This window comes from Amycolatopsis sp. NPDC026612 (genome assembly GCF_040638285.1).
Classification (GTDB): Bacteria; Actinomycetota; Actinomycetes; order Mycobacteriales; family Pseudonocardiaceae; genus Amycolatopsis.
In genome coordinates, this window is sequence record NZ_JBEZYB010000040.1 from 53,667 (window position 1) to 72,827 (window position 19,161).

At 72.1% G+C, this 19,161-nt stretch carries 13 protein-coding genes; 9 read left to right on the forward strand and 4 right to left on the reverse strand.

Annotated features, from left to right (window positions below; translation table 11 throughout):
* Positions 1-29: 29 nt before the first annotated feature.
* Positions 30-758 (reverse strand): amino acid ABC transporter ATP-binding protein, encoded by a 729-nt coding sequence (locus AB0F15_RS29345; protein ID WP_360277099.1) that lies wholly within the window; start codon positions 756-758, stop codon positions 30-32.
* Between the two features lie 279 nt (positions 759-1,037).
* On the opposite strand from AB0F15_RS29345, the gene AB0F15_RS29350 reads away from it, so the two are divergent.
* Together AB0F15_RS29350 and AB0F15_RS29355 are read left to right on the forward strand one after the other, a co-directional pair.
* Entirely contained in the window at positions 1,038-1,712 is a 675-nt protein-coding gene (locus AB0F15_RS29350; RefSeq protein WP_360277101.1) for a response regulator transcription factor, read from the forward strand.
* Between the two features lie 3 nt (positions 1,713-1,715).
* Entirely contained in the window at positions 1,716-3,113 is a 1,398-nt protein-coding gene (locus AB0F15_RS29355) for a HAMP domain-containing sensor histidine kinase (protein ID WP_360277061.1), read from the forward strand.
* Here AB0F15_RS29355 and AB0F15_RS29360 read toward each other — a convergent pair.
* Together AB0F15_RS29360 and AB0F15_RS29365 are read right to left on the reverse strand one after the other, a co-directional pair.
* The gene (locus AB0F15_RS29360) at positions 3,110-4,036 is read right to left on the reverse strand and encodes a TAXI family TRAP transporter solute-binding subunit (protein WP_360277064.1); all 927 of its coding nucleotides are present in this window, start codon (positions 4,034-4,036) and stop codon (positions 3,110-3,112) included. The genes AB0F15_RS29355 and AB0F15_RS29360 overlap by 4 nt on opposite strands.
* Positions 4,033-6,084: a hypothetical protein gene (locus AB0F15_RS29365; RefSeq protein WP_360277067.1), complete on the reverse strand. Its 2,052-nt coding sequence runs from the start codon at positions 6,082-6,084 to the stop codon at positions 4,033-4,035. Before AB0F15_RS29365 ends, AB0F15_RS29360 begins: the two co-directional genes overlap by 4 nt.
* A 225-nt stretch (positions 6,085-6,309) precedes the next feature.
* On the opposite strand from AB0F15_RS29365, the gene AB0F15_RS29370 reads away from it, so the two are divergent.
* From AB0F15_RS29370 to AB0F15_RS29400, 7 genes are all read left to right on the forward strand, one after another.
* Positions 6,310-7,434, forward strand: coding sequence for an ROK family protein (locus AB0F15_RS29370; RefSeq protein WP_360277070.1), 1,125 nt, complete (start codon positions 6,310-6,312; stop codon positions 7,432-7,434).
* A 138-nt stretch (positions 7,435-7,572) separates the two neighbouring features.
* Positions 7,573-8,541: a sugar ABC transporter permease gene (locus AB0F15_RS29375; RefSeq protein ID WP_360277073.1), complete on the forward strand. Its 969-nt coding sequence runs from the start codon at positions 7,573-7,575 to the stop codon at positions 8,539-8,541.
* A gap of 25 nt (positions 8,542-8,566) precedes the next feature.
* Positions 8,567-9,418 carry a carbohydrate ABC transporter permease gene (locus AB0F15_RS29380; protein ID WP_360277076.1) on the forward strand — a complete coding sequence of 284 codons (852 nt, stop codon included), beginning with the start codon at positions 8,567-8,569 and terminating at the stop codon, positions 9,416-9,418.
* Between the two features lie 35 nt (positions 9,419-9,453).
* Positions 9,454-10,767 carry an extracellular solute-binding protein gene (locus tag AB0F15_RS29385; RefSeq protein WP_360277079.1) on the forward strand — a complete coding sequence of 438 codons (1,314 nt, stop codon included), beginning with the start codon at positions 9,454-9,456 and terminating at the stop codon, positions 10,765-10,767.
* A gap of 7 nt (positions 10,768-10,774) precedes the next feature.
* The gene (locus AB0F15_RS29390; RefSeq protein WP_360277082.1) at positions 10,775-14,944 is read left to right on the forward strand and encodes an NEW3 domain-containing protein; all 4,170 of its coding nucleotides are present in this window, start codon (positions 10,775-10,777) and stop codon (positions 14,942-14,944) included.
* A gap of 152 nt (positions 14,945-15,096) precedes the next feature.
* Positions 15,097-16,941, forward strand: coding sequence for a phosphatase PAP2 family protein (locus tag AB0F15_RS29395; RefSeq protein WP_360277104.1), 1,845 nt, complete (start codon positions 15,097-15,099; stop codon positions 16,939-16,941).
* Positions 16,938-18,263: a jacalin-like lectin gene (locus AB0F15_RS29400; protein ID WP_360277084.1), complete on the forward strand. Its 1,326-nt coding sequence runs from the start codon at positions 16,938-16,940 to the stop codon at positions 18,261-18,263. The genes AB0F15_RS29395 and AB0F15_RS29400 overlap by 4 nt, the downstream gene beginning before the upstream one ends.
* Here AB0F15_RS29400 and AB0F15_RS29405 read toward each other — a convergent pair.
* Positions 18,248-19,161, reverse strand: a 914-nt coding sequence (locus AB0F15_RS29405) for a hypothetical protein (protein ID WP_360277086.1), incomplete at its 5' end; no start/stop codon positions are given. The two genes, AB0F15_RS29400 and AB0F15_RS29405, sit on opposite strands and share 16 nt — an antisense overlap.

The following is a 19,161-nucleotide window of genomic DNA, read 5'->3' on the forward strand; positions in this document are numbered from 1 at the left end:
GCGCCGCGGAACGTTTCTCGGCGTTGTTCTCAGTGGGTCAGGATCTTGCCGAGGAAGTCCTTCGCGCGCTCGCTCTTGGGCGCGGTGAAGAACGCTTCCGGCGTCGTGTCTTCGACGATCTCGCCGTCGGCCATGAAAATCACCCGATCGGCTGCCCGTCGGGCGAAGCCCATCTCGTGGGTGACGACGAGCATCGTCATCCCGTCCTTGGCCAGGCCCGTCATCACGTCGAGGACCTCCTGGACCATCTCCGGGTCCAGCGCCGAGGTCGGCTCGTCGAACAGCATGACCTTGGGCCGCATCGCCAGCGCCCGCGCGATGGCGACGCGCTGCTGCTGGCCGCCGGACAGCTGCGCCGGGTACTTGTCGGCCTGGTTGGCGATCCCGACGCGCTCCAGCAGTTCCATCGCCGTCTTGCGGGCTTCGGCCTGGCCGACCTTGCGGACCTTCACCGGAGCGAGCATGACGTTCTCGACGATGGTCTTGTGCGCGAACAGGTTGAACGACTGGAACACCATGCCGACGTCGGCCCGCAGCGCGGCCAGGGCCTTGCCCTCGGCGGGCAGCGGGACGCCGTCGACGGCGATCTCGCCCGAGTTGATGGGCTCGAGCCGGTTGATCGCCCGGCACAGGGTCGACTTGCCCGACCCCGACGGGCCGAGCACCACGACGACCTGGCCGCGAGGCACCTCGAGCGTGATTTCCCTGAGCACGTGCAGGTCGCCGAAGTACTTGTTCACGGCGGACGCCTTGATCATCGGCGCCGCCACCTCCGCGGTCATCTGGCCTCCCGGGTCGTTCGTGCAAATCGGGCATGGGTCACCACGCGATGGCGAGAACCTACCGTTGCTTCACCGGCTGGCAAGTCCGCTTGAGCAATACTTAGGGTTTCAACTGAGTATCGATGTCCCTTTTGACGGGTGTCCCCCGCGAGGTCACGGGGAGTGACCGTCCGGGTGGCCGGTGCGGGCCCGGCCGGGACGTCCTAGAGTTCGCGCTACCGGCCGGTGGAGCAGGTCACCATGGGAGGCGGACGGGTGCGGGTGCTGCTGGTGGAGGACGACGACCGGGTCGCGGGTGCGCTCATCCCGGCGCTGACCCGCCGTGGCCTGGCGATCGCCCGGCTCGCCACCGGAGCCGGCGTCCTCGATCGCGTGCACGAGGTGGACGTCATCCTGCTCGACCTCGGCCTGCCCGACATCGACGGCGTGACGCTCTGCCGCCAGATCCGCGCGGTCAGCGACGTCGCGATCATCGTCGTGTCGGCGCGCGGCGAGGTCGACGACCGGATCCAGGGCCTGCGCGCCGGCGCCGACGACTACCTGGTCAAGCCCTACGACGTCGAGGAGCTGCTCGCCCGGGTCGAGGCCGTGCGCCGCCGCCGCGGCGAGCACACCACCGCCGAACCGGTGGTGATCCGGGTCGGGGACGTCAGCGTCGACCTGTCCCGGCACGAAGTGCTGGTCGACGGGAAGGCGGTCGCGTTGTCGCGCAAGGAGTTCCAGGTGCTGGCGCTGGTGGCGGGCGCCCGCGGCGCGGTGTGCTCGCGCGAGCACGTGCTCACCGAGGTGTGGGGCCACCGCGGCCCCGCGGAGAGCCGTTCGCTGGACGTCCACGTCGCGACGCTGCGGACGAAGCTCGGCCGCCCGGCGCTCATCGAAACGGTCCGCGGGGTCGGGTACCGGCTCGGCGGCCAGGTCGCCCGGAGCTGAGGCGTGCGCGTCCGGCTGCAGGGCATCGTGCTGACGCTGGTGGCGTTGCTGGTGTTCGGCCTGGGTATCCCGCTGGCCAGGAGCATCGCCGCCGGCGCGCAGCAGGACCTGTTCCTCGACCGGCTCACCGACACCGCCCGGTTCGCGTCGCTGGCCCAGCGGCCGCTGCTGGACAACAAGTCGTCGCTGCTCGAACCCGACCTGGACCGCTACAACGAGGTGTACGGCGTCCGGGTGGCGGTCGTCAACCAGGACGGCAAGCTGTTCGCCTCCTCGCTCGGCCCGTACGCCGCGCGGATCGACCTGAAGGCCGACCGGATCAGCGGGCCGATCCGCGAGGCGCTCGCCGGGCGCCGGTCCCAGCCCGCGGGCGTGCTGATGCCGTGGGATTCGACGCCGCTGGTGCTCGCCGAGCCGGTGCTCGCGGACGGTGAGGTGCACGGTGCGGTGCTGACCGTCTCCGACACCGGCGCCGAGCGCGCCGACGTGCTCTGGTGGTGGCTGCTGCTCGCGGCGGGCGGCGTCCTCGCCTTCACGCTCGCGCTGGCCGTGGCGGTCCCGGTGGTCCGGTGGATCCTGCGGCCGGTGCAGCGGCTCGACGACGCGACCGGCGCGCTGGTGGCGTCGGTGATCGGGGGCCGCGAGGCCGAGCCGGTGGGGGAGGGCGGCGGGCCGCCGGAGCTGCGTCAGCTCGGCCGTTCCTTCGATCGGATGGCCGAAAGCGTGTCGGGCGCGCTGGCCGCGCAGCGCGCGTTCGTCGCCGACGCTTCCCACCAGCTGCGCAACCCGCTGACGGCGCTGAAGATCCGGCTCGGCAACCTCGAAGGCCGCGTCGTCGACGAGCCGGCCGCCGCCGACCTGGACGCCGCGCGGGTCGACGCGGGGCGGCTGCACCAGATCCTGGACGGGCTGCTGACGATGGCCCGCGCCGAGGCGTCCGGCGGCGAGCTGGACCCGGTGGTGCTGGACGAGGCCGTCGCCGAGCGGGTCGCCGACTGGTCGGTGGTCGGCGAGGCGCGGGACGTGCGGCTGGTCGTCGACACCTCCGGGGACGGCGCACGGGTGCGCATGCCACCGCGCGGCGCCGAGACGATCCTGGACGCGCTGCTCGACAACGCGCTGAAGTTCACCGCAGCGGGCACGGAGATCCGGATCGCGGTCGAGCGCAACGGCGACCGGGTGCGCCTGTCGGTGCGCGACCACGGGCCGGGGCTGCGGCCCGACGAGCTCGACCGCGCGCGGGACCGGTTCTGGCGCAGCCCGGCCCACCAGAACGTGCCCGGGTCGGGACTGGGCTTGGCGATCGTCAGCGAGCTCGTCGCGCACTCCGGCGGGGAGCTGGAGCTCGACCTGCCGGAGGGCGGCGGCTTGCGGATCGCGATGGAGTTCCCGGTCGCCTAGGTCTTCTGCGCCCGGTAGTAGCGGAGCGCGCCCGGGTGCAGCGGGATCGGCTGGGTCTCGATGCCCGGGTGCACGTCGATCGACAGTGCTGCCGGGTTGGCCAGCGCGAGCTGGCTGCGGGCGTCGAACAGGCCGCGGACCAGTGCCTCGGCGACGTCGTCGCGCATGGATTTCGGGACCACCAGGAAGTTCGGCACCACCAGCGTGGTCACCGGCAGGAGCTGGTTGTAGGTGCTCGCCGGGATGGTCGCGGTGCCGTAGACCGGGCTGATCGCCTGCATCTTCGGCATCAGGTCGGCGATGTCGAGCAGCCGGAGCGAGCCTTTGGTGTTGTAGTCCACCAGCGTCGGCGTCGGCAGGCCGCCGGACCAGAAGACCGCGTCGACCCGGCCGTTCAGCAGCGCCGCGACGGAGTCTGCGAGGCCGAGGGGGGTCGTGGTGACCGAGTCGGCCAGGCCGGCCACCTTCAGCACCTTGCTGGCGATGTACTCGACGCCGGACGCCGGCGTGCCGATCGCGATCCGGTGGCCGGTCAGCTGGACCACGGACCGGATCGGGGAGTCGGCGCGGACCACGACGTGCAGGTAGTCGTCGTGGATCCGGGCGAGTGCGGCCAGGCCGGGGCGGGTCTTGTACTGGTCCGCGGCGACGTCGGCGGCGACGAAGGCGATCTCGGCCTGGCCGGCGAGCACCTTGGCGACGTTGTCGGGCGAGCCCTGCGTCTGCAGCACCTGCGGCCGGTCGATGTCCAGGCCGGTCTGCCACGCGGTGGCGAGGGTCTGGGCGAGCTTGTAGTAGACGCCCCCGGAGTTGCCCGCGGCGATCCGCAGCGTGAGCCCGCCGAAGCCGGTGGTGCAGGCGGTGAGCACCAGCAGGAGGGCGGCCGCGAGCGCGAGTCCGCGCGTCCGCCTGCTGCTGGTCACGGGCTGATCGTGCCAGACTCCCCGCCCTCCCGGCAGCCCACCGCGGCGGACCGGCGCCGATCGCGGAGAGCCCGGACGGGCTGGGGACGCGCGGTCAGCTCCAGGATCGGCTCCCCGTTCTCGTCACCCGCGGGATCGCCGACGACGACGGAGTAGCCCGGCGCCTCGATGACCAGCCCGGCCGCCGTGGCGCGGACCCCGATGGCGAACGGCCCGTCGCCGTGCGGCCCGTACCGGACGGCGAAGACCGCCGAGCCCGGTGGTGAGCCGGGCAGCGGGCCCGCCAGGACGTGGTTCGTGTCGGTCACCCGGTGCCAGCCCGCGTCCGGGTTCCCGTAGCCGCGAGGATCGTCGGCCAGGGAGAACGCCAGTTGCTCCTGGGTCAGGCCGATCGTCTCCGGGCTGGTGAAGCTCGTCCGGCCCGCCGGGGGGTTGACCACCCGCAGCGCCGCCGCCGACGTGATGGCCAGGTTGCCCGCGTGCAGCGTGCCGCCGGTGTGCAGCACCGCGCCGGGGGTGTCCAGGGCGAACGGCGCTCCGCCCGGCTCGGCCACCGTGACGATCCGGCGCAGGCCCGCCTCCGTTTGCTCGGCGTAAGGCAGCCCGGCCAGGAAACCGCACCCGTCCGCGGGGACCACCGCGAACAGCGTCGTCCGCCGCTCCTCGGTCACGCACAGCTGCTGGACGCTCAGCAGCACCTGCTCCCGGGTGACCACCGCCTTCGTCACCAGCCGGGCGACGAGATCGCCGTCCCGGGCGTCGCGGACCCGGAGCGGGCCGAGCGGGCGGGTGAGCAGCGTCCGGGGGCCGTCCTCGTAGCCCAGGACCGGGCCGATGCCGTGCTGGCCCGCCACGACCGGCTCGATCACCACGACGCCGCCGGCGTCGATCAGGTACGGCGTGTGGCTGCCCGTCCAGGACACGGACGCGGCGCGGTGGCGCAGCGAATACGGCGTCGCGACCGGAAACGACGGCTCGCGGTGCCAGGAGCGGTCGTCCTGGTACAGCCACACCGTCGTGAACGCGAAGTGCCCGCTCGGCGCGCCGGACTTCGCCACCGGGTAATAGGGGACACGGCGGTCGGCGAGGTAACGGCCCAGGTCCGTCCGGAGGTGCGCGCTGAAGTAGCGGAGGCCGAGGGTGCCCTCGGCGCCGCAGTGCTGCTCGCTGTAGCGGGGGCCGCCGTAGTCGAAGCCGCGTGCCGAAAGGCGGCAGTCCAGGTGGCGGGCGATCTCCGCGCCGTCGTCGAGGAACAGCCGGTCGGCCGTGACCCGGTGGGCCTGGGCCAGGAAGGACAGCGAGATCGGCAGGTAGTTCTGGTCGTGGCCGGCGCCGTGCTCGGCCGGCAGCGCGAAGCCGCGGTCGGTCACCCGTGCCGGCCGGAGCACGTCGGTGTAGAGCCGCATGGCCGCCGTGGTGACGCGATTGCCTTCGCGGTTTCGGGAAACACTGTCGAGGTGGCGGCCGAGCATCAGGCCCGCGACGACCGCGCCGAGGGCCTGGTTGCCCGTTTGCTGGGGGTTGAACATGCTCGCTTCGGTCAGCCACCGCCAGTACCCGAGGGCCAGCTCGGTCACCTCGGTGTACTGCTCGCCGGTGAGCGGACCTTCGCCGAGTTCCAGGACGTTGACCGCGTGCAGCATCGCCCACACGGTGCTCGGCCAGTCGCCGAACGGGTGTTCGCCGTCGCCGGGCATGTACCGGGCGTACGGCAGGCCGCTGTGGCGGACGCGCAGGAACGGCTCGCCCGGGTTGTCGGTCCGGAACACCCGGTGCGCCAGGAAGAAGTCCAGGCCCCGGCGCACCGCGCCGGTGAGCGCCGGGTCATCGGACACGCCGCGCCGCGACGCCAGGCAGAGGAGGGAGAGCACGCCGAGGCCCATGTCCCCGACGTCGTCGTCGGCCGCGGGGTCCTCGAAGTTGCCGTCCGGCTGCTGCGCGGCGAGCGCGTCGGCCGCCGCGGTGGCCAGGACGGCGTCGAGGTGGGCGGGATCGTCGGGCAGGTCGTGCGAGCTCGCGTGCTGGCTCGGCAGCAGGATCGGATCCATCCGCTTGCAGCTCCCTGCCGTCCTGGGCGCCGGACCGGTCGACGTGGTCGGGAAAGCGCTTTCCGGACCTTGCCCTTGGCGGGCCGGAAAAGCGATGATGCGGCTGGGACCCGCACTTGGTTAGGTAGTAAACAAACGAACCCGCACGTTGTCAACGGGCCGGCTCGCGGACACGCGGGCAGCGCGGCGCATTCGACAGTTTCACTTCGGCGAAAGGAGGGGCAGATGGCGAAATCGGGCATCGGTGACCGGGCAGGCGAGGTCTTCGCCGCGCTGGCGGCCGCCGGTCAAGCCACCCGGCCGCAGCTCGCGGTGGCCTGCGGGTTGTCGAAACCGACGGTCTCCCTGGTGATGGCCGAACTGGAGGCCGCCGCGCTCGCCGAGCGCAGCGGCAGCTCGTCGGGGGCCACCGGGCGGACCGCGGCGGTCTACCGGCTGGGCCCCCGGGCTGGGTACGTGCTGGCGGTGGACCGCGGGTCGACGCAGGTGGCGCTGCGGGCGACCACGCTCGGCGGGGACCTGCTCGACGAAGACCAGACTTCGCGGCCCGCTTCCGCGGGCGCCATGGTGCAGGCCGTGCTGCGCCGCGGGAACGCACGCGGTCCACTTCGGGCGGTGGTGGTCGCGGTGTCCGATGTGGTCTCCCCGCCCGGTCGCGGCGAGCCGGCGACCATGGCCCGGATCTCCGGCGCCGTGGCCGCGCTCGGGCTGCCCGGCGGCGCGCCCGTGCACACGGAGAACAACGTCAACTGCGCGGCCATCGCCGAACTCGCCGAAGGAGCGGGCCGCGACCACGACAGCTTCGTGTTCCTGCAGGTCGGCGTGGCGATCGGCGCGGGGGTGGTGCTGGGGCGGCGGCTCGTGCGCGGGGTGAACGGCGCGGCGGGCGAGGTCGCCCGGCTGGCTTACCCGTGGGCGGACGACCGGCCGCCGGTCCGCGACGCCCTGGAAGCGCGGCTCGGTTCGCGCACGCTGCTGCGTCGCGCCCGCGGTCGCTGGCCGGGGCGGCCGGATCCGGCACCGCGGACGGCCGCCGCGCTGTTCGCCCTGGCGGAGAAGGGGGACGCCGTCGCGCTCGAGATCGTCGCGGAACACGCCGAAGCCGTCGGGAACCTGGCCGCGTCGATCTGCGCGGTCGTCGATCCCGGTCTGGTCGTGCTGGGGGGTGGGGTGGGGCGCAACAAGCTGCTCCTGCCCGGGGTCGTCGCCACGGTCGACCGGCTGAGCTGGCCGGCCGAAGTCGTGGTGAGCGAACTGGGTGCACGCGCGACCGTGCTCGGCGCCGCGCACCTGGCGAGGGAGCAGGGGATCCGCGCGGTGCTCGGCGAAGGAGCGGCGAACCGCCGTTGACAGCGGTGGAGGCCGCTGCCTAGAGTGCCGAGAAAGCGCTTCCAGCTCCCTGGGACGGAACCACTGGAACCGCGCGCGTCGGAAGATGTGCCACGGCAGCTGTGCTGCCGGTCCACGCTGGAGTCCCGGGAGCAGCCGATGTCGCCGTCAGTCGAAGCAGCAACCCACCCCGTCGAAGCGGGGGCCGGGATCCCGTCGACGGCAAAACGGGCGCCGGTCCGTCGCCGCCGGAAGCGGCACAAGGACAACTGGGCGGCCTACGCCTTCCTGTCGCCGTGGTTCCTCGGGATCTTCGGGTTCGTCCTGCTGCCGATGGCGTACTCGCTGTACCTGTCGCTGACGAAGTTCGACCTGCTCAGCTCGCCGCAGTGGGTGGGCTTCCGGAACTACCTGTCGCTGTGGCAGGACGAGAAGTTCCTGCAGTCGGTCAAGGTCACCCTGACCTACGTCGTCTTCTCCGTGCCGCTCAAGCTCGTGGCCGCGCTCCTCGTCGCCGCGGCGCTGAACCGGGGCCTGCGCGCGCTGGGGTTCTACCGTTCGGTCTTCTACCTGCCGTCGCTGCTCGGGGCGAGTGTCGCGGTGTCGGTGATGTGGCGCCAGATCTTTTCCCAGCAGGGCCTGGTGAACCAGGTGCTGGGCTTCTTCGGCATCCGCGGCGCGGACTGGATCGGGGACCCCCGGTTCGCGCTGTGGACCCTGGTCCTGTTGTCGGGCTGGCAGTTCGGCACCCCGATGCTGATCTTCCTCGCCGGGCTGAAGCAGATCCCGAAGGAGCTGTACGAGGCGGCGGAGCTGGACGGTGCCGGCCGGATCCGGGTGTTCTTCCGGATCACCGTGCCGATGCTGTCCCCGGTGATCTTCTTCAACCTGGTCCTGGAGACGATCAACGCGTTCCAGACCTTCACCCCGGCGTACGTGGTCAGCGGCGGCTCGGGCGGACCGATCGATTCGACCATGCTCTACACGCTTTACCTCTACCGCAAGGGGTTCACCAGCTTGCAGATGGGTTACGCCTCGGCGATGGCGTGGGTCCTGTTCGTGGTGATCGGCCTCTTCACCGCGGTCTACTTCGCGTCCTCGCGGCGCTGGGTCACCTACGCGGACTGAACACACCACGGCCGAAAGGACCGAAATGGTCACCAAGATCAGGCAGGCGCCGTCGAAGACCCACTGGCGCGCCCACGTGGTGCTGCTCGCCGCGGTCGTCGTGATGATCTACCCCCTGCTGTGGCTGGTCGGGGCGTCGTTCAAGCCGGAGAACCAGATCTTCAGCACGCTCGACCCGATCCCGTGGCACTTCACCTTCGAGAACTACCTCAGCGGCTGGACCGCGACGGGGACGTCGTTCACCGTCTACCTCACGAACTCGGCGACCATCGCGATCTGCGTGGTGATCGGCAACATCGTGTCCTGCTCGCTGGCCGCGTACGCGTTCGCCCGGCTCGACTTCGCCTTCCGCAAGCTGTGGTTCGGGCTGATGCTCGGGACGCTGATGCTGCCGTTCCAGGCCACGATGATCCCGCAGTACACGATCTTCTACAAGCTGAACTGGGTCAACACGTTCCTGCCGCTGGTGGTGCCGCAGCTGCTCGCGTTCGACTCGTTCTTCATCTTCCTGATGGTGCAGTTCATCCGGGGCATTCCCCGCGAACTGGACGAAGCGGCGGCCATCGACGGCGCCGGGCACGCCCGCGTCTTCTTCTCGGTGATCCTCCCGCTCCTGCGTCCGGCCCTGCTGACCACCGGGGTCCTGACGTTCATCTGGACGTTCAACGACTTCCTCCGCCAGCTGGTCTACCTGTCCGACAAATCCCGGTACACGGTCCCGCTGGGCCTCAACTCCTTCATCGACCGGGCGAGCGGTTCCAGCTACGGCGGAATGCTCGCGATGTCGGTCGTCACCCTCGTGCCGACCGTCGTGGTGTTCCTGGTCTGCCAGAAGCGCCTGGTCGACGGCGTGGCCAACTCCGGGATCAAAGGCTGAACCCCGAAACTCCACCGACAGAAAGTGAGACAGTCATGGCACAGCACCTGTCCAGGAGGGGGTTCCTCGGGATCGCCGGGGCGGGCGTGGCCTCGGCCGCGCTCGCCGGCTGCGGTTTCGCGCCGCCCAGCACCAGCGGGTCCGGCGGCGGGAACAACGCCCTGACCTTCCGCTGGTGGGGCGGCAACGCCCGCAACGACGCCTACCAGAAGGCGGTGAAGATCTTCACCGACAAGACCGGGATCGCCGTCACCACCCAGTACTCCGGCTACGACGGGTACTTCGACAAGCTGAACACGGAGTTCGCCGGCGGCAACCCGCCCGACCTCTTCCAGATGGACACCGCGCTCGTCAGCACCTACGCGGGCCGGAACGTGCTCACCGACCTGGGCACCTACGTCCCCGGCACGATCGGGCTGGACACCCTCTACGCCCCGGTGCGCGGGGCGGGCGCGGTGAAGGGCAAGACCTTCGGCGTCCCCTCCGGCTCCGGAAACGCGCCCGTGCTCTACGACAAGACGGTCTTCGACCAGCTGAAGATCACGCCGCCGACCGACGACTGGACGTGGCAGGACTTCGGCACCATCGCCGGGGAGATCTCCAAGGCGTGGGGCCCGGACAAGTACGGCGCGCTGGACGCGTCGAAGGACGACTCGGGCGCGCTGCAGCCGTGGCTGCGCCAGCGCGGCAAGGACCTCTACACCGCCGACCAGACCCTCGGGTTCGGCCCCGAGGACCTGACCGAGTGGTTCACCTTCTGGGACGGCCTGCGCAAGGCCGGCGCGATCTGCCCGCCGACGCTGCTGAGCAACACCGACGCGGCGACCGGTAACCACCCGTTCATCACCGGCCAGATCGCGATGACCACCGGCTGGGGCCTGGCCCAGATGCAGCCGCTGACCCAGCACGAGCTGAAGCTGGTCGTCGTGCCCCGCGCCAACGGCAAGACGGGCCAGGCGCCGTCCGGCGGCGTGCTGCTGTGCATCCCGGTGAAGAGCAAGAACCCGGAGGGCGCGGCGAAGCTGATCAACTTCTTCCTCAACGACGACGACGCGATCAAGACGATGAAGCTGCAGCGCGGGCTGCCGCCGTCGGACAAGGCGAAAAACCTCCTCGCGCCCACCGCCACCGCCCCCGAGAAGGCGGACATGGACTTCGGCGAGTACGTGGCCGCGCAGGTCGCCAAGGACGGCCTGCCCGCCGCGCCCACCGCGCCCCCGGGCTACGGCGACGTCAAGACCGCGCTCGACTCGGCGGCCAAGCAGATCGCCTTCGGCAAGATGACGATCGCGGCCGGCGTGACCCAGTTCTTCAGCGACGCCAAGGCGGCGCTCGCCAACGCCAAGTAGGAGAAGCGTGCGCATCACGGCCGTGCGGGGTACCGATCTGTTCGTCGGCTCGGCCGCCGCGGCCCGCCAGGTCGTCCGAGTGACGCTGAGCGGGCCGCGGGCTCCGGTGCGGATCCGCGTCGAGGGCAAGCGGGTGTTCACACCCGAGCCGGTGCTCGCCGACGTCCACCCGGACGGCGTCACCGTGGAAGTCGGCGTGGTCTTCCAGGCGCCCGAAGGCTCGTCGCACCGGGTCACCGTGGTCGCGGAGTCGGCCGGGCAGCGCGTCACGGCGGAGGCGGACCTCGTCGTCGCGGAAACCGGCTGGACGATGTGGATGGTTTCGCACTTCCACTACGACCCGGTGTGGTGGAACACCCAGGCGGGCTTCACCGACACCTGGCTGGACCTGCCGCTGGCCCAGGAAAAGCGGATGCAGTTCCAGCGGTCGGCGTTCGACCTGGTCCGCGCGCACCTCGAAGCCGCCCGTGACGACGAGGACTACCGGTTCGTCCTGGCCGAGGTCGACTACCTCAAACCGCACTGGGACACCTTCCCGGGGGACCGCCAGGACCTGACGCGGTTCCTCCGTGACGGCCGGATCGAGCTGGTCGGCGGCAACTACAACGAGGCCAACACGAACCTGACCCACCCGGAGTCGACGATCCGCAACGCCGTCTACGGCGTGGGCTACCAGCGGGACGTCCTCGGCGGCGACCCGCGTTCGGCGTGGATGCTCGACGTGTTCGGCCACGACCCGGCCTACCCCGGGCTGATGGCCGACGCCGGCCTGGAGTCGAGTGCCTGGGCGCGCGGTCCCTGGCACCACGTCGGGGCGAAGCGGCACACCGGCGACATCGGCCGGATGCAGTTCCCGTCGGAGTTCGAATGGATCTCGCCGAGCGGGCGGGGGCTGCTGACCGCGTACATGGCCGACCACTACGTCGCCGGGTGGGGCATCGAGCGCCAGGACACGCTCGAAGAGGCGATGGCGGAGGCCTACCGGCAGTTCAGCACGCTGCGGCAGGTGGCCGCCACGCGCAACGTGCTGCTGCCGGTCGGGCACGACCACAACATCCCCTCGCGCTTCTGCACCGAGATCCACCGCGCCTGGAACGCCCGGTACGTCTGGCCCCGGTTCGTCGTCGGCCTGCCCCGGGAGTTCTTCGCCGCGGTCCGCGCGGACGCGGCGGCGCGGGGCACGGCGATCAGCGTGCAGACCCGGGACATGAACCCGGTCTACACCGGCAAGGACGTCTCCTACATCGACACCAAGCAGGCCCAGCGCGCGGCGGAGGTGGCGGTGCTCGACGGGGAGCGCGCGGCCACCCTCGCCGCCCTGCTCGGTGCGCGCTACCCCCACGAGGCCTTGGACAAGGCCTGGCGGCAGCTGATCTACGGCGCCCACCACGACGCGATCACCGGCACCGAATCCGACCAGGTCTACCTCGATCTGCTCACCGGCTGGCGCGAAGCGGCCGAACGGGGCGAGGAGGTGCTCGAAGGCTCGATCACCGAGCTGGCCCGGCACGCCGACACGGCCGGGGACGGCGTGGCCGTCTTCGTGCTGAACACGCTGTCCTGGGCCCGCGACGCGGTGACGACGGTGACGGTGACCCCGGGTGCCGCCCAAGGCGCGCAGGTGGTGGACCCGGAAGGCCGACCGGTCCCCGCCGTCACCGACGCGGTCGTGCGGCACCCCGACGGTTCACTCGCCGAGGTCACGCTGACCTTCCTGGCGACGGCGGTGCCCGCGCTCGGGTACCGCGTCTACCGCGTCCTCGACGCGGCCACCGTGCCGCCCGGGTGGACACCCCGGCCGGGGCCGCCGACGATCGAGAACGACGTCTTCGCCGTCGAAGCCGACCCGGCGCGCGGCGGTGCGCTCAGCCGCGTCCAGGATCGGCGGAGCGGCCGCGAACTGCTGCGGGAGGGCGGTCTCGCCGCCGGGCTGGTGGTGCAGGACGAGCACGCCGAGCACCCGGTGTGGGGCGAAGGCCCGTGGCACCTGCTGCCGAAGGGCCCCGGTCACGGTCCGGGCGCGGCGGAGGTGATCGTCGAGACCAGCCCGCTGGGGGAGCGGCTCGTCGCGACCACGGCACTCGACGAGCTGCGGGTCACCCAGCGCACGACGCTGTGGCGCGGAGTGTCCCGAGTGGACATCCACGCCGACGTCGACGGGTCACTCGGGCAGGACCGGCTCCTGCGGGCCCGCTTCGACTTCGCCGTCCCCGGGGCCCTGCCGGTGGCGGAGGTCGGCTTCGGCGCGATCGGCCGGTCGTTCGGCTTCCCCGACGTGGACGCGGCCGAACACCTCTGGACGCTGGACACGCCGGCCCACACCTGGGCCGGGCTGTCGGCGACCGCCCGCGTCACGCTCATCCGCGACGACGGCACCCGGAGCGCGCACGCCATCGGCGTCGCCGAAGTGGTCGAGCCCCGCACACCCGGGCCCGAGCTCCGGGCGCTGGTCGCGGCACTGGCCGCGAAGGGCGTGACGGCGACCTGCACCCGCCCCGGCGGCCGGCGTTACGGCGCCCTCGACGTCGACTCGAACCTGCCCGACGTCCGGATCGTGGTCGGGGCGGACAACCCGTTCGCCGCCGACGTGCTCGCGAACGCCGAGCCCGGGTACCGGGACGCGCTCGCCCGCCACGGCCGGGTGTTCGTCCCGGCGACCCGGATCCGGCGCGAAGCCTGGGTGCCGGACGCCGATCTCCGGGGACTGCGGGATCTGCCGGTGGTGATCATCGGCGACGTCGAGGCCGCCGTCGCCGAACTGCGCGCCGGTGCCACCCTCGGCGTGCGGGTCCCCGAGGGACTGGAGAGCACCGCCGAACCCGCCGACAGCTACTCCGTCGGCGTCGTCAACCACGGGACACCCGGATTCGTCGTCGATCCGGGCGGCACGCTGCACCTGTCGCTGATGCGCTCGTGCAGCGGCTGGCCCAGCGGGGTGTGGATCGACGGCGAGCGGCGGACCGCGCCGGACGGCTCGAGTTTCGCCTGGCAACACTGGACCCACACGTTCGGCCTCGCGATCGTCGCCGGGGAGGGGGACTGGCGGGACGCCGATTTCCCGCGTCGTGCGCAGGAAGCCGCGCATCCGCTCCGGTCCCGTCCGGTGCCGGCCACCGAAGGCGTGCTGCCGTCCACGCTGAGCCTGATCGCGGTCGAACCGGCCGAAGTCGTGCTGACGGCGGCGAAACCCGCCGGCAACCCGCTCGCCTCGGGCTCGGTGATCGGCCCCTCGGACGCGATCACCTTGCGCGTGTACGAATCGACCGGGTTCCCGGCCACGGCGTCGATCGCGGTGCACGGCGGGATCCGGGCGGCGTGGCGCACCGATCTCCTCGAGGAGAAGGGCGAGCCGGTCGACGTCGACGACGGACGCGCGCGCGTCGAACTGGGTGCCGCGGACGTGGCGACCCTCCGGCTGGAACCGGCTGTGCGCCTGGGAACCGGCCGGGAAATCGCCCGGGCCACCGAATCCGTGCAGCCGGTGCACACGCGTTATTGGCTGCACAACGAAGGACCGGCGCCGGTCGGCAACCTGCCGGTCAGTGTCCACGTGAGCCCGACCCGGCTGAGGCTCGGCGACGACGGGCGAGCCCGGTTCGACGTCACGGTGAGCTGCAGCAGCCGCCGAGCCCGCGGCCGCGTCGAACTCGAACTGCCGCCGGGGTGGCGAACCGAGCAGGACCCGGACTACGACCTCGAGCCGGGGGAGCACGCAAGAACCACGGTCGAGGTGCGCGGACCTTCGATGCCCGGGCGGTACCTGCTCGCCGCGCGGATCACCGACGACCACGGGCAAATCCTCGAAGACACGGCGGAAATCCTGGTCGGGGCGCCGCCGCCGCGCGACGACCTGGTCGAGGTCGGACTCGGGCCCGGCCCGGTCACCGTCGGGCCGGGCGGCCGCGCCGAACTGCTCGTGTCGTTGACGAACCTGGCCCAGAGCGAGATCCGCGGCGGGATCGCGGCGATCAGCCCGTTCGGCACCTGGGCTGGCGCGGTGACCATCGGGCCGCGGGCCCGGTCCTTCCGGCTTCCTGCCGGCGGGAAGACGACGGTGCCGGTCACCGTCCGCGCGGGACACACCGCCCGGCGGGGCGCGCACTGGTGGGTGCTCGTCCGCGTGAGCGCCCACGGACGGCTCGCGTACAGCCCCGCCGTCGAAGTCCGGATCGAGTGAATTCGTCGAATTCGCGATACCCCCGCAAACGATCAGGTTACTGCCCGGCGAATTACTCCGGACGCTCCTTGACCGGAGTCGGCCGGGCGCTGATCATTCCAGCGATTCCCGTGCGCTTTCCGGCGCCTTCTCAGGAGAACGACTTGACCTCAGTGTCCTTGGACCGGCGGACCTTCCTGCGCTGGTCCGCGCTCGTGCCCACCATCGCCGCCGTGCCCTCCGTGCTGGGCGTGCCCGCCTGGGCCGAGGAGACGGCGTTCGTCGACGCCTACCGCACGAACATCCCGGCGAACCACACCCCGGAGACCAACGCGGCGGTGCGGATCCTGAGCGGGATGCAGCGGCTCTGGCGCACCGGGTCCACTTGGGACAGTGGCGCCGTGCTCGACGCGGCGGTGCTGCGTGCGAACGTCCGGCACTGCGTTGCCGTCACCCGCGCCCGGACCGACGCCGAAGCCAAGCGCGCCTTCGTCTACGACCGCCAGCACCAGTCCTACGCCGCCATCGGCGGGCTCGGCCCCCTCGCGGACCTCTACCGCAGTGGCGCCAAGGCCGTCACGAGCATCACCTCCGCGCCCGACGGCACGCCCCCGGCCAAGATCGACGACGCCGTCCCGGCGAACGCCCCGGCCGGCTCGGCGCTCGGCGCCGGCGCGCACGACTCGGAGCTCGGTTTGGTGGCGACGCTCGTCGACACCGTCCGCGGCACGTTCGCCTCGGGCAACCCGAGCAAGGCCGCCTACCAGTACCCCCGGCCGTGGCGGCTGACCGCGGACAACCGCGTCGAGGACACCGGCAAGGTCGACGCGCTCGGGTACCCGGTCTACCGGTCCGACGTCGTCGTCGCGCCGCAGCTGCTGCGGCAGCGCAGCACGAGCCCGGCCGACGACGGCGGCTTCCCCAGCGGCCACACCAACGCGTTCCACCTGGCCTGCCTGGCGCTGGCCTACGCGGTCCCCGAACGCTTCCAGGAACTGGTGGCGCGGGCCTACGACCTGGCCGACACGCGGATCGTCGCCGGGATGCACTCGCCGGTGGACGTGCTCGGCGGCCGGATACTGGCCACCGCGCTCGCCGCGGCGACGCTCGCCGACCCGGCGAACGCCACGCTCAAGGCGGGAGCGCGCGAGCAGGCGCTGGAGTACTTCACGGCGAAGACCGGCACGACCGCCGACACGCTGTTCGCCCGCGCGCACACCGGAGCCGACGAATACGGCGACCGCCGCGCGAACGCCGCGATGGTCACCCGCCGGGCGACCTACGGGCTGCCGGACCGCGCCGCACGCACGTCGATGCGGGTGCCGAAGGGCGCCGAGGTGCTGCTCGAGACGCGCCTGCCGTACCTCGACGCGACGCAGCGGCGGGAAGTCCTGCGCACGACGGCGTTCCCGGGCGGCCACCCGCTACTCGACGGCCCGGAACTCTGGGGACGGCTGAACCTCTTCGCCGCGGCCGACGGCTACGGCGCGTTCGACACCGGCGTCCGCGTCACGATGGACGCCACGCGCGGCGGGTTCAGCGCCGATGACAGCTGGCGCAACGACATCGGCGGCGACGGCGGCCTCGTCAAGGCGGGCACCGGGACGTTGACGCTCACCGGGGGCAACAGCTACCGCGGCGGCACCCGGGTCGAGGCGGGCACGCTCGTCGCGGCCGCGCCGGGTGCGCTGGGCACCGGGGACGTCGCCCTGGCCGGCGGCACGCTGCACGTGTCCGGCCTCCGGGCGGGCGGCTACCACCAGACCGGCGGCACGCTGTCCGCCGGCACCGGGCCCGGTCCGGCGCTGACCGTCCGCGGCGAAGCGACGCTCGAGCGCGGCAGCGTCCTCGAGATCCGGCTGGCCGGCTCCTGCCCGGCGCACGAGGTCGAGGTGCTCTGCGCCCGGCGCCTGCGCGGCCGGTTCTCCGCGATCGACGTCGACCGTCCGGGACACCGGGTGGTCCCGCGTTACACGTCCACCGGTTTGTCCGTCCGAATCCTGCGGGAGTTCTCGTGAAGAAACGCTTGACCGTGCTGGCCCTCGCCGCCGCGGTGTCCACAGTGGTCAGTGCGCCGGCCGCGCACGCGGCCGACGGCGGCAGCTTCTCGGTGCTGGCCTACAACGTCGCCGGCCTGCCCGAGTCGATCTCCAGCGCGCCGACACCGCGTGACCCCGCGACGACCGCGATCGGGCAGCGGATCGCCCCCTACGACATCGTGCACGTCGAGGAGGACTTCAACTACCACGCCAAGCTCTACGCCGCCGACACCCACCCGTACCGCACGCCCACCAGCGGCGGCGCGGGGATCGGCAGCGGGCTCAACACCCTGTCCTCGCTGCCGTACGACACCGACGACTTCGAGCGCGCCCACTGGAGCTCCTGCCAGCTCGACTCCGGGGACTGCCTGACCCCCAAGGGCTTCACGTTCATGCGGGTGCGGCTCGCCGAAGGCGTGTACGTCGACTTCTACAACGCCCACACCAACGCCGGGACGAACGACGGTGACGAAGCTTCGCGCGCGTCGAACCTGGCGCAGCTGACCGCGTTCATCCGGTCGCACTCGGCGGGCAACGCGGTGGTCGTCATGGGCGACACCAACACGCGCTACACCCGCGCGGCCGACACGATCGCCGGGTTCGCCTCGGACAACGGCCTCACCGACGCGTGGGTGAAGCTCGTGCGCGGCGGGGTCGCGCCGGCCCCGGGAAGCCCGCCGCTGCTGTGCGACCAGCAGGCGCCCGCCAACGACTGCGAGGTCGTCGACAAGGTGCTCTACCGCAGCAGCAAGCTCGTGTCGCTCGACGCGACGTTCTACAACAACGAGCACGCCAAGTTCCTGGACAGCGCGGGCAAGATGCTCTCCGACCACGACCCGGTCACCGTGCGCTTCACCTGGTCGCGCAACCCCGCGCTGCAGCTGTCCGACCAGTACGGCGGCCCGCACGGCGACTACTTCACCGATGTCGACGCCGTGCCCGCGGCCGCCCGGGTGCGGACGTTGTCGCTGCGCAGCGGGTCCCGCGTCGACCAGGTCGGCGTGACCCTCGAGAACGGCACCACCCTGGCCCACGGCGCGACGGGCGGAACGGCGGCGTCGCTGACGCTCGGCACCGGCGAGTACGTCACGACGGCGACCCTGTGCCAGGGCAAGTACAGCGGCACGACCCGGATCTTCTCGGCCCGGTTCACGACCAACCTCGGGCACACGCTGGCCGGGGGCACCACCACGGCGGACTGCGTGACGCGCACGGCCCCGGACGGCTGGCAGATCGCCGGCTTCCACGGCCGGACCGGCGACGAGGTCGACAAGCTCGGGTTCGTCTACACGCAGCGGTAGTCGCCCGCGGCACCACGCCTTGCCCCGTCGTCCGGCCGAGAGGCCGGGTGGCGGGGCAAGCAGGCGCTCAGCAGCTCTTCGGCCGCGGCCATCGTGGGCCGCGCCGTCGGGTAGGGGTGCAGCAGCTGCAGCACGGCCTCGGCGACCGGATGGGGCGCCGGTTCGGGCCGGCCGCTGCCGGGGCGTCCCTCGAGCGCGGCGCAGAGGGTGGCGCCGAGCGAGAACACCTCCGACGGGAAGTCGGGGAAGCCTCCGTCGAGCACCTCGGGAGCGAGGTAGGCCCGCGCTCCCGGGCCGGCCGGGCCGGCCAGGATCCCGGCGCGGCCCTCGGCCGAGATCACGACGTGGTCCGGGTCGACGGCGGCGTGCAGGACCCCCTCGTCGTGCGCGGCCGCCAGCGCCGACGCCAGCTGGACGCCGAACCGGACGACGAGACCGGGGGCGAGCGTGCCGTGCTCGTCGAGCAGCTCGGTCAGCGTCCGCGCCCCCGGGTACTCCATGACCAGGTAGGTCGTGCTGTCCTGGTCGACGACGTCGCAGACCGCGGCCCTCGGTGCGGGAATCGCCGTCACCGCCGCGGGCTCGTCGAACAACGGCTTGAGGGCCACGATCCGGTCGAGCCGTTCGTCCCTGGCGTGCACCGTGCCGTGCCCCGCCGTGCCGAGCAGGCGGTACCGCTCGCCGATGAGTGTCCCTTCGCGCGCCACGTCGTCGTCCTTCCGTGTCGTCGACCGTCCTCCCCGGGGAATACGGCCAAGATCCGGATCCGGTTCGCTGGATCGGCTTTTATTCACCCACGCGGGGGTGCGCAGCCGCCGGACCGGCGCGGTCGGGCAGACCATGAGGTACAGCCGGTCGAGCAGGTCCGCCGCGAGCAGCGGCTTGATGACGCTCGCGC

What these genes read in the sequence shown, in the direction of transcription:
- AB0F15_RS29345 (WP_360277099.1), bottom strand. Translation starts at nt 758, where the DNA reads ATGATCAAGGCGTCCGCCGTGAACAAGTACTTCGGCGACCTGCACGTG.
- AB0F15_RS29365 (WP_360277067.1), bottom strand. Translation starts at nt 6,084, where the DNA reads ATGGATCCGATCCTGCTGCCGAGCCAGCACGCGAGCTCGCACGACCTG.
- AB0F15_RS29370 (WP_360277070.1), top strand. Translation starts at nt 6,310, where the DNA reads ATGGCGAAATCGGGCATCGGTGACCGGGCAGGCGAGGTCTTCGCCGCG.
- AB0F15_RS29375 (WP_360277073.1), top strand. Translation starts at nt 7,573, where the DNA reads ATGTCGCCGTCAGTCGAAGCAGCAACCCACCCCGTCGAAGCGGGGGCC.
- AB0F15_RS29380 (WP_360277076.1), top strand. Translation starts at nt 8,567, where the DNA reads ATGGTCACCAAGATCAGGCAGGCGCCGTCGAAGACCCACTGGCGCGCC.
- AB0F15_RS29385 (WP_360277079.1), top strand. Translation starts at nt 9,454, where the DNA reads ATGGCACAGCACCTGTCCAGGAGGGGGTTCCTCGGGATCGCCGGGGCG.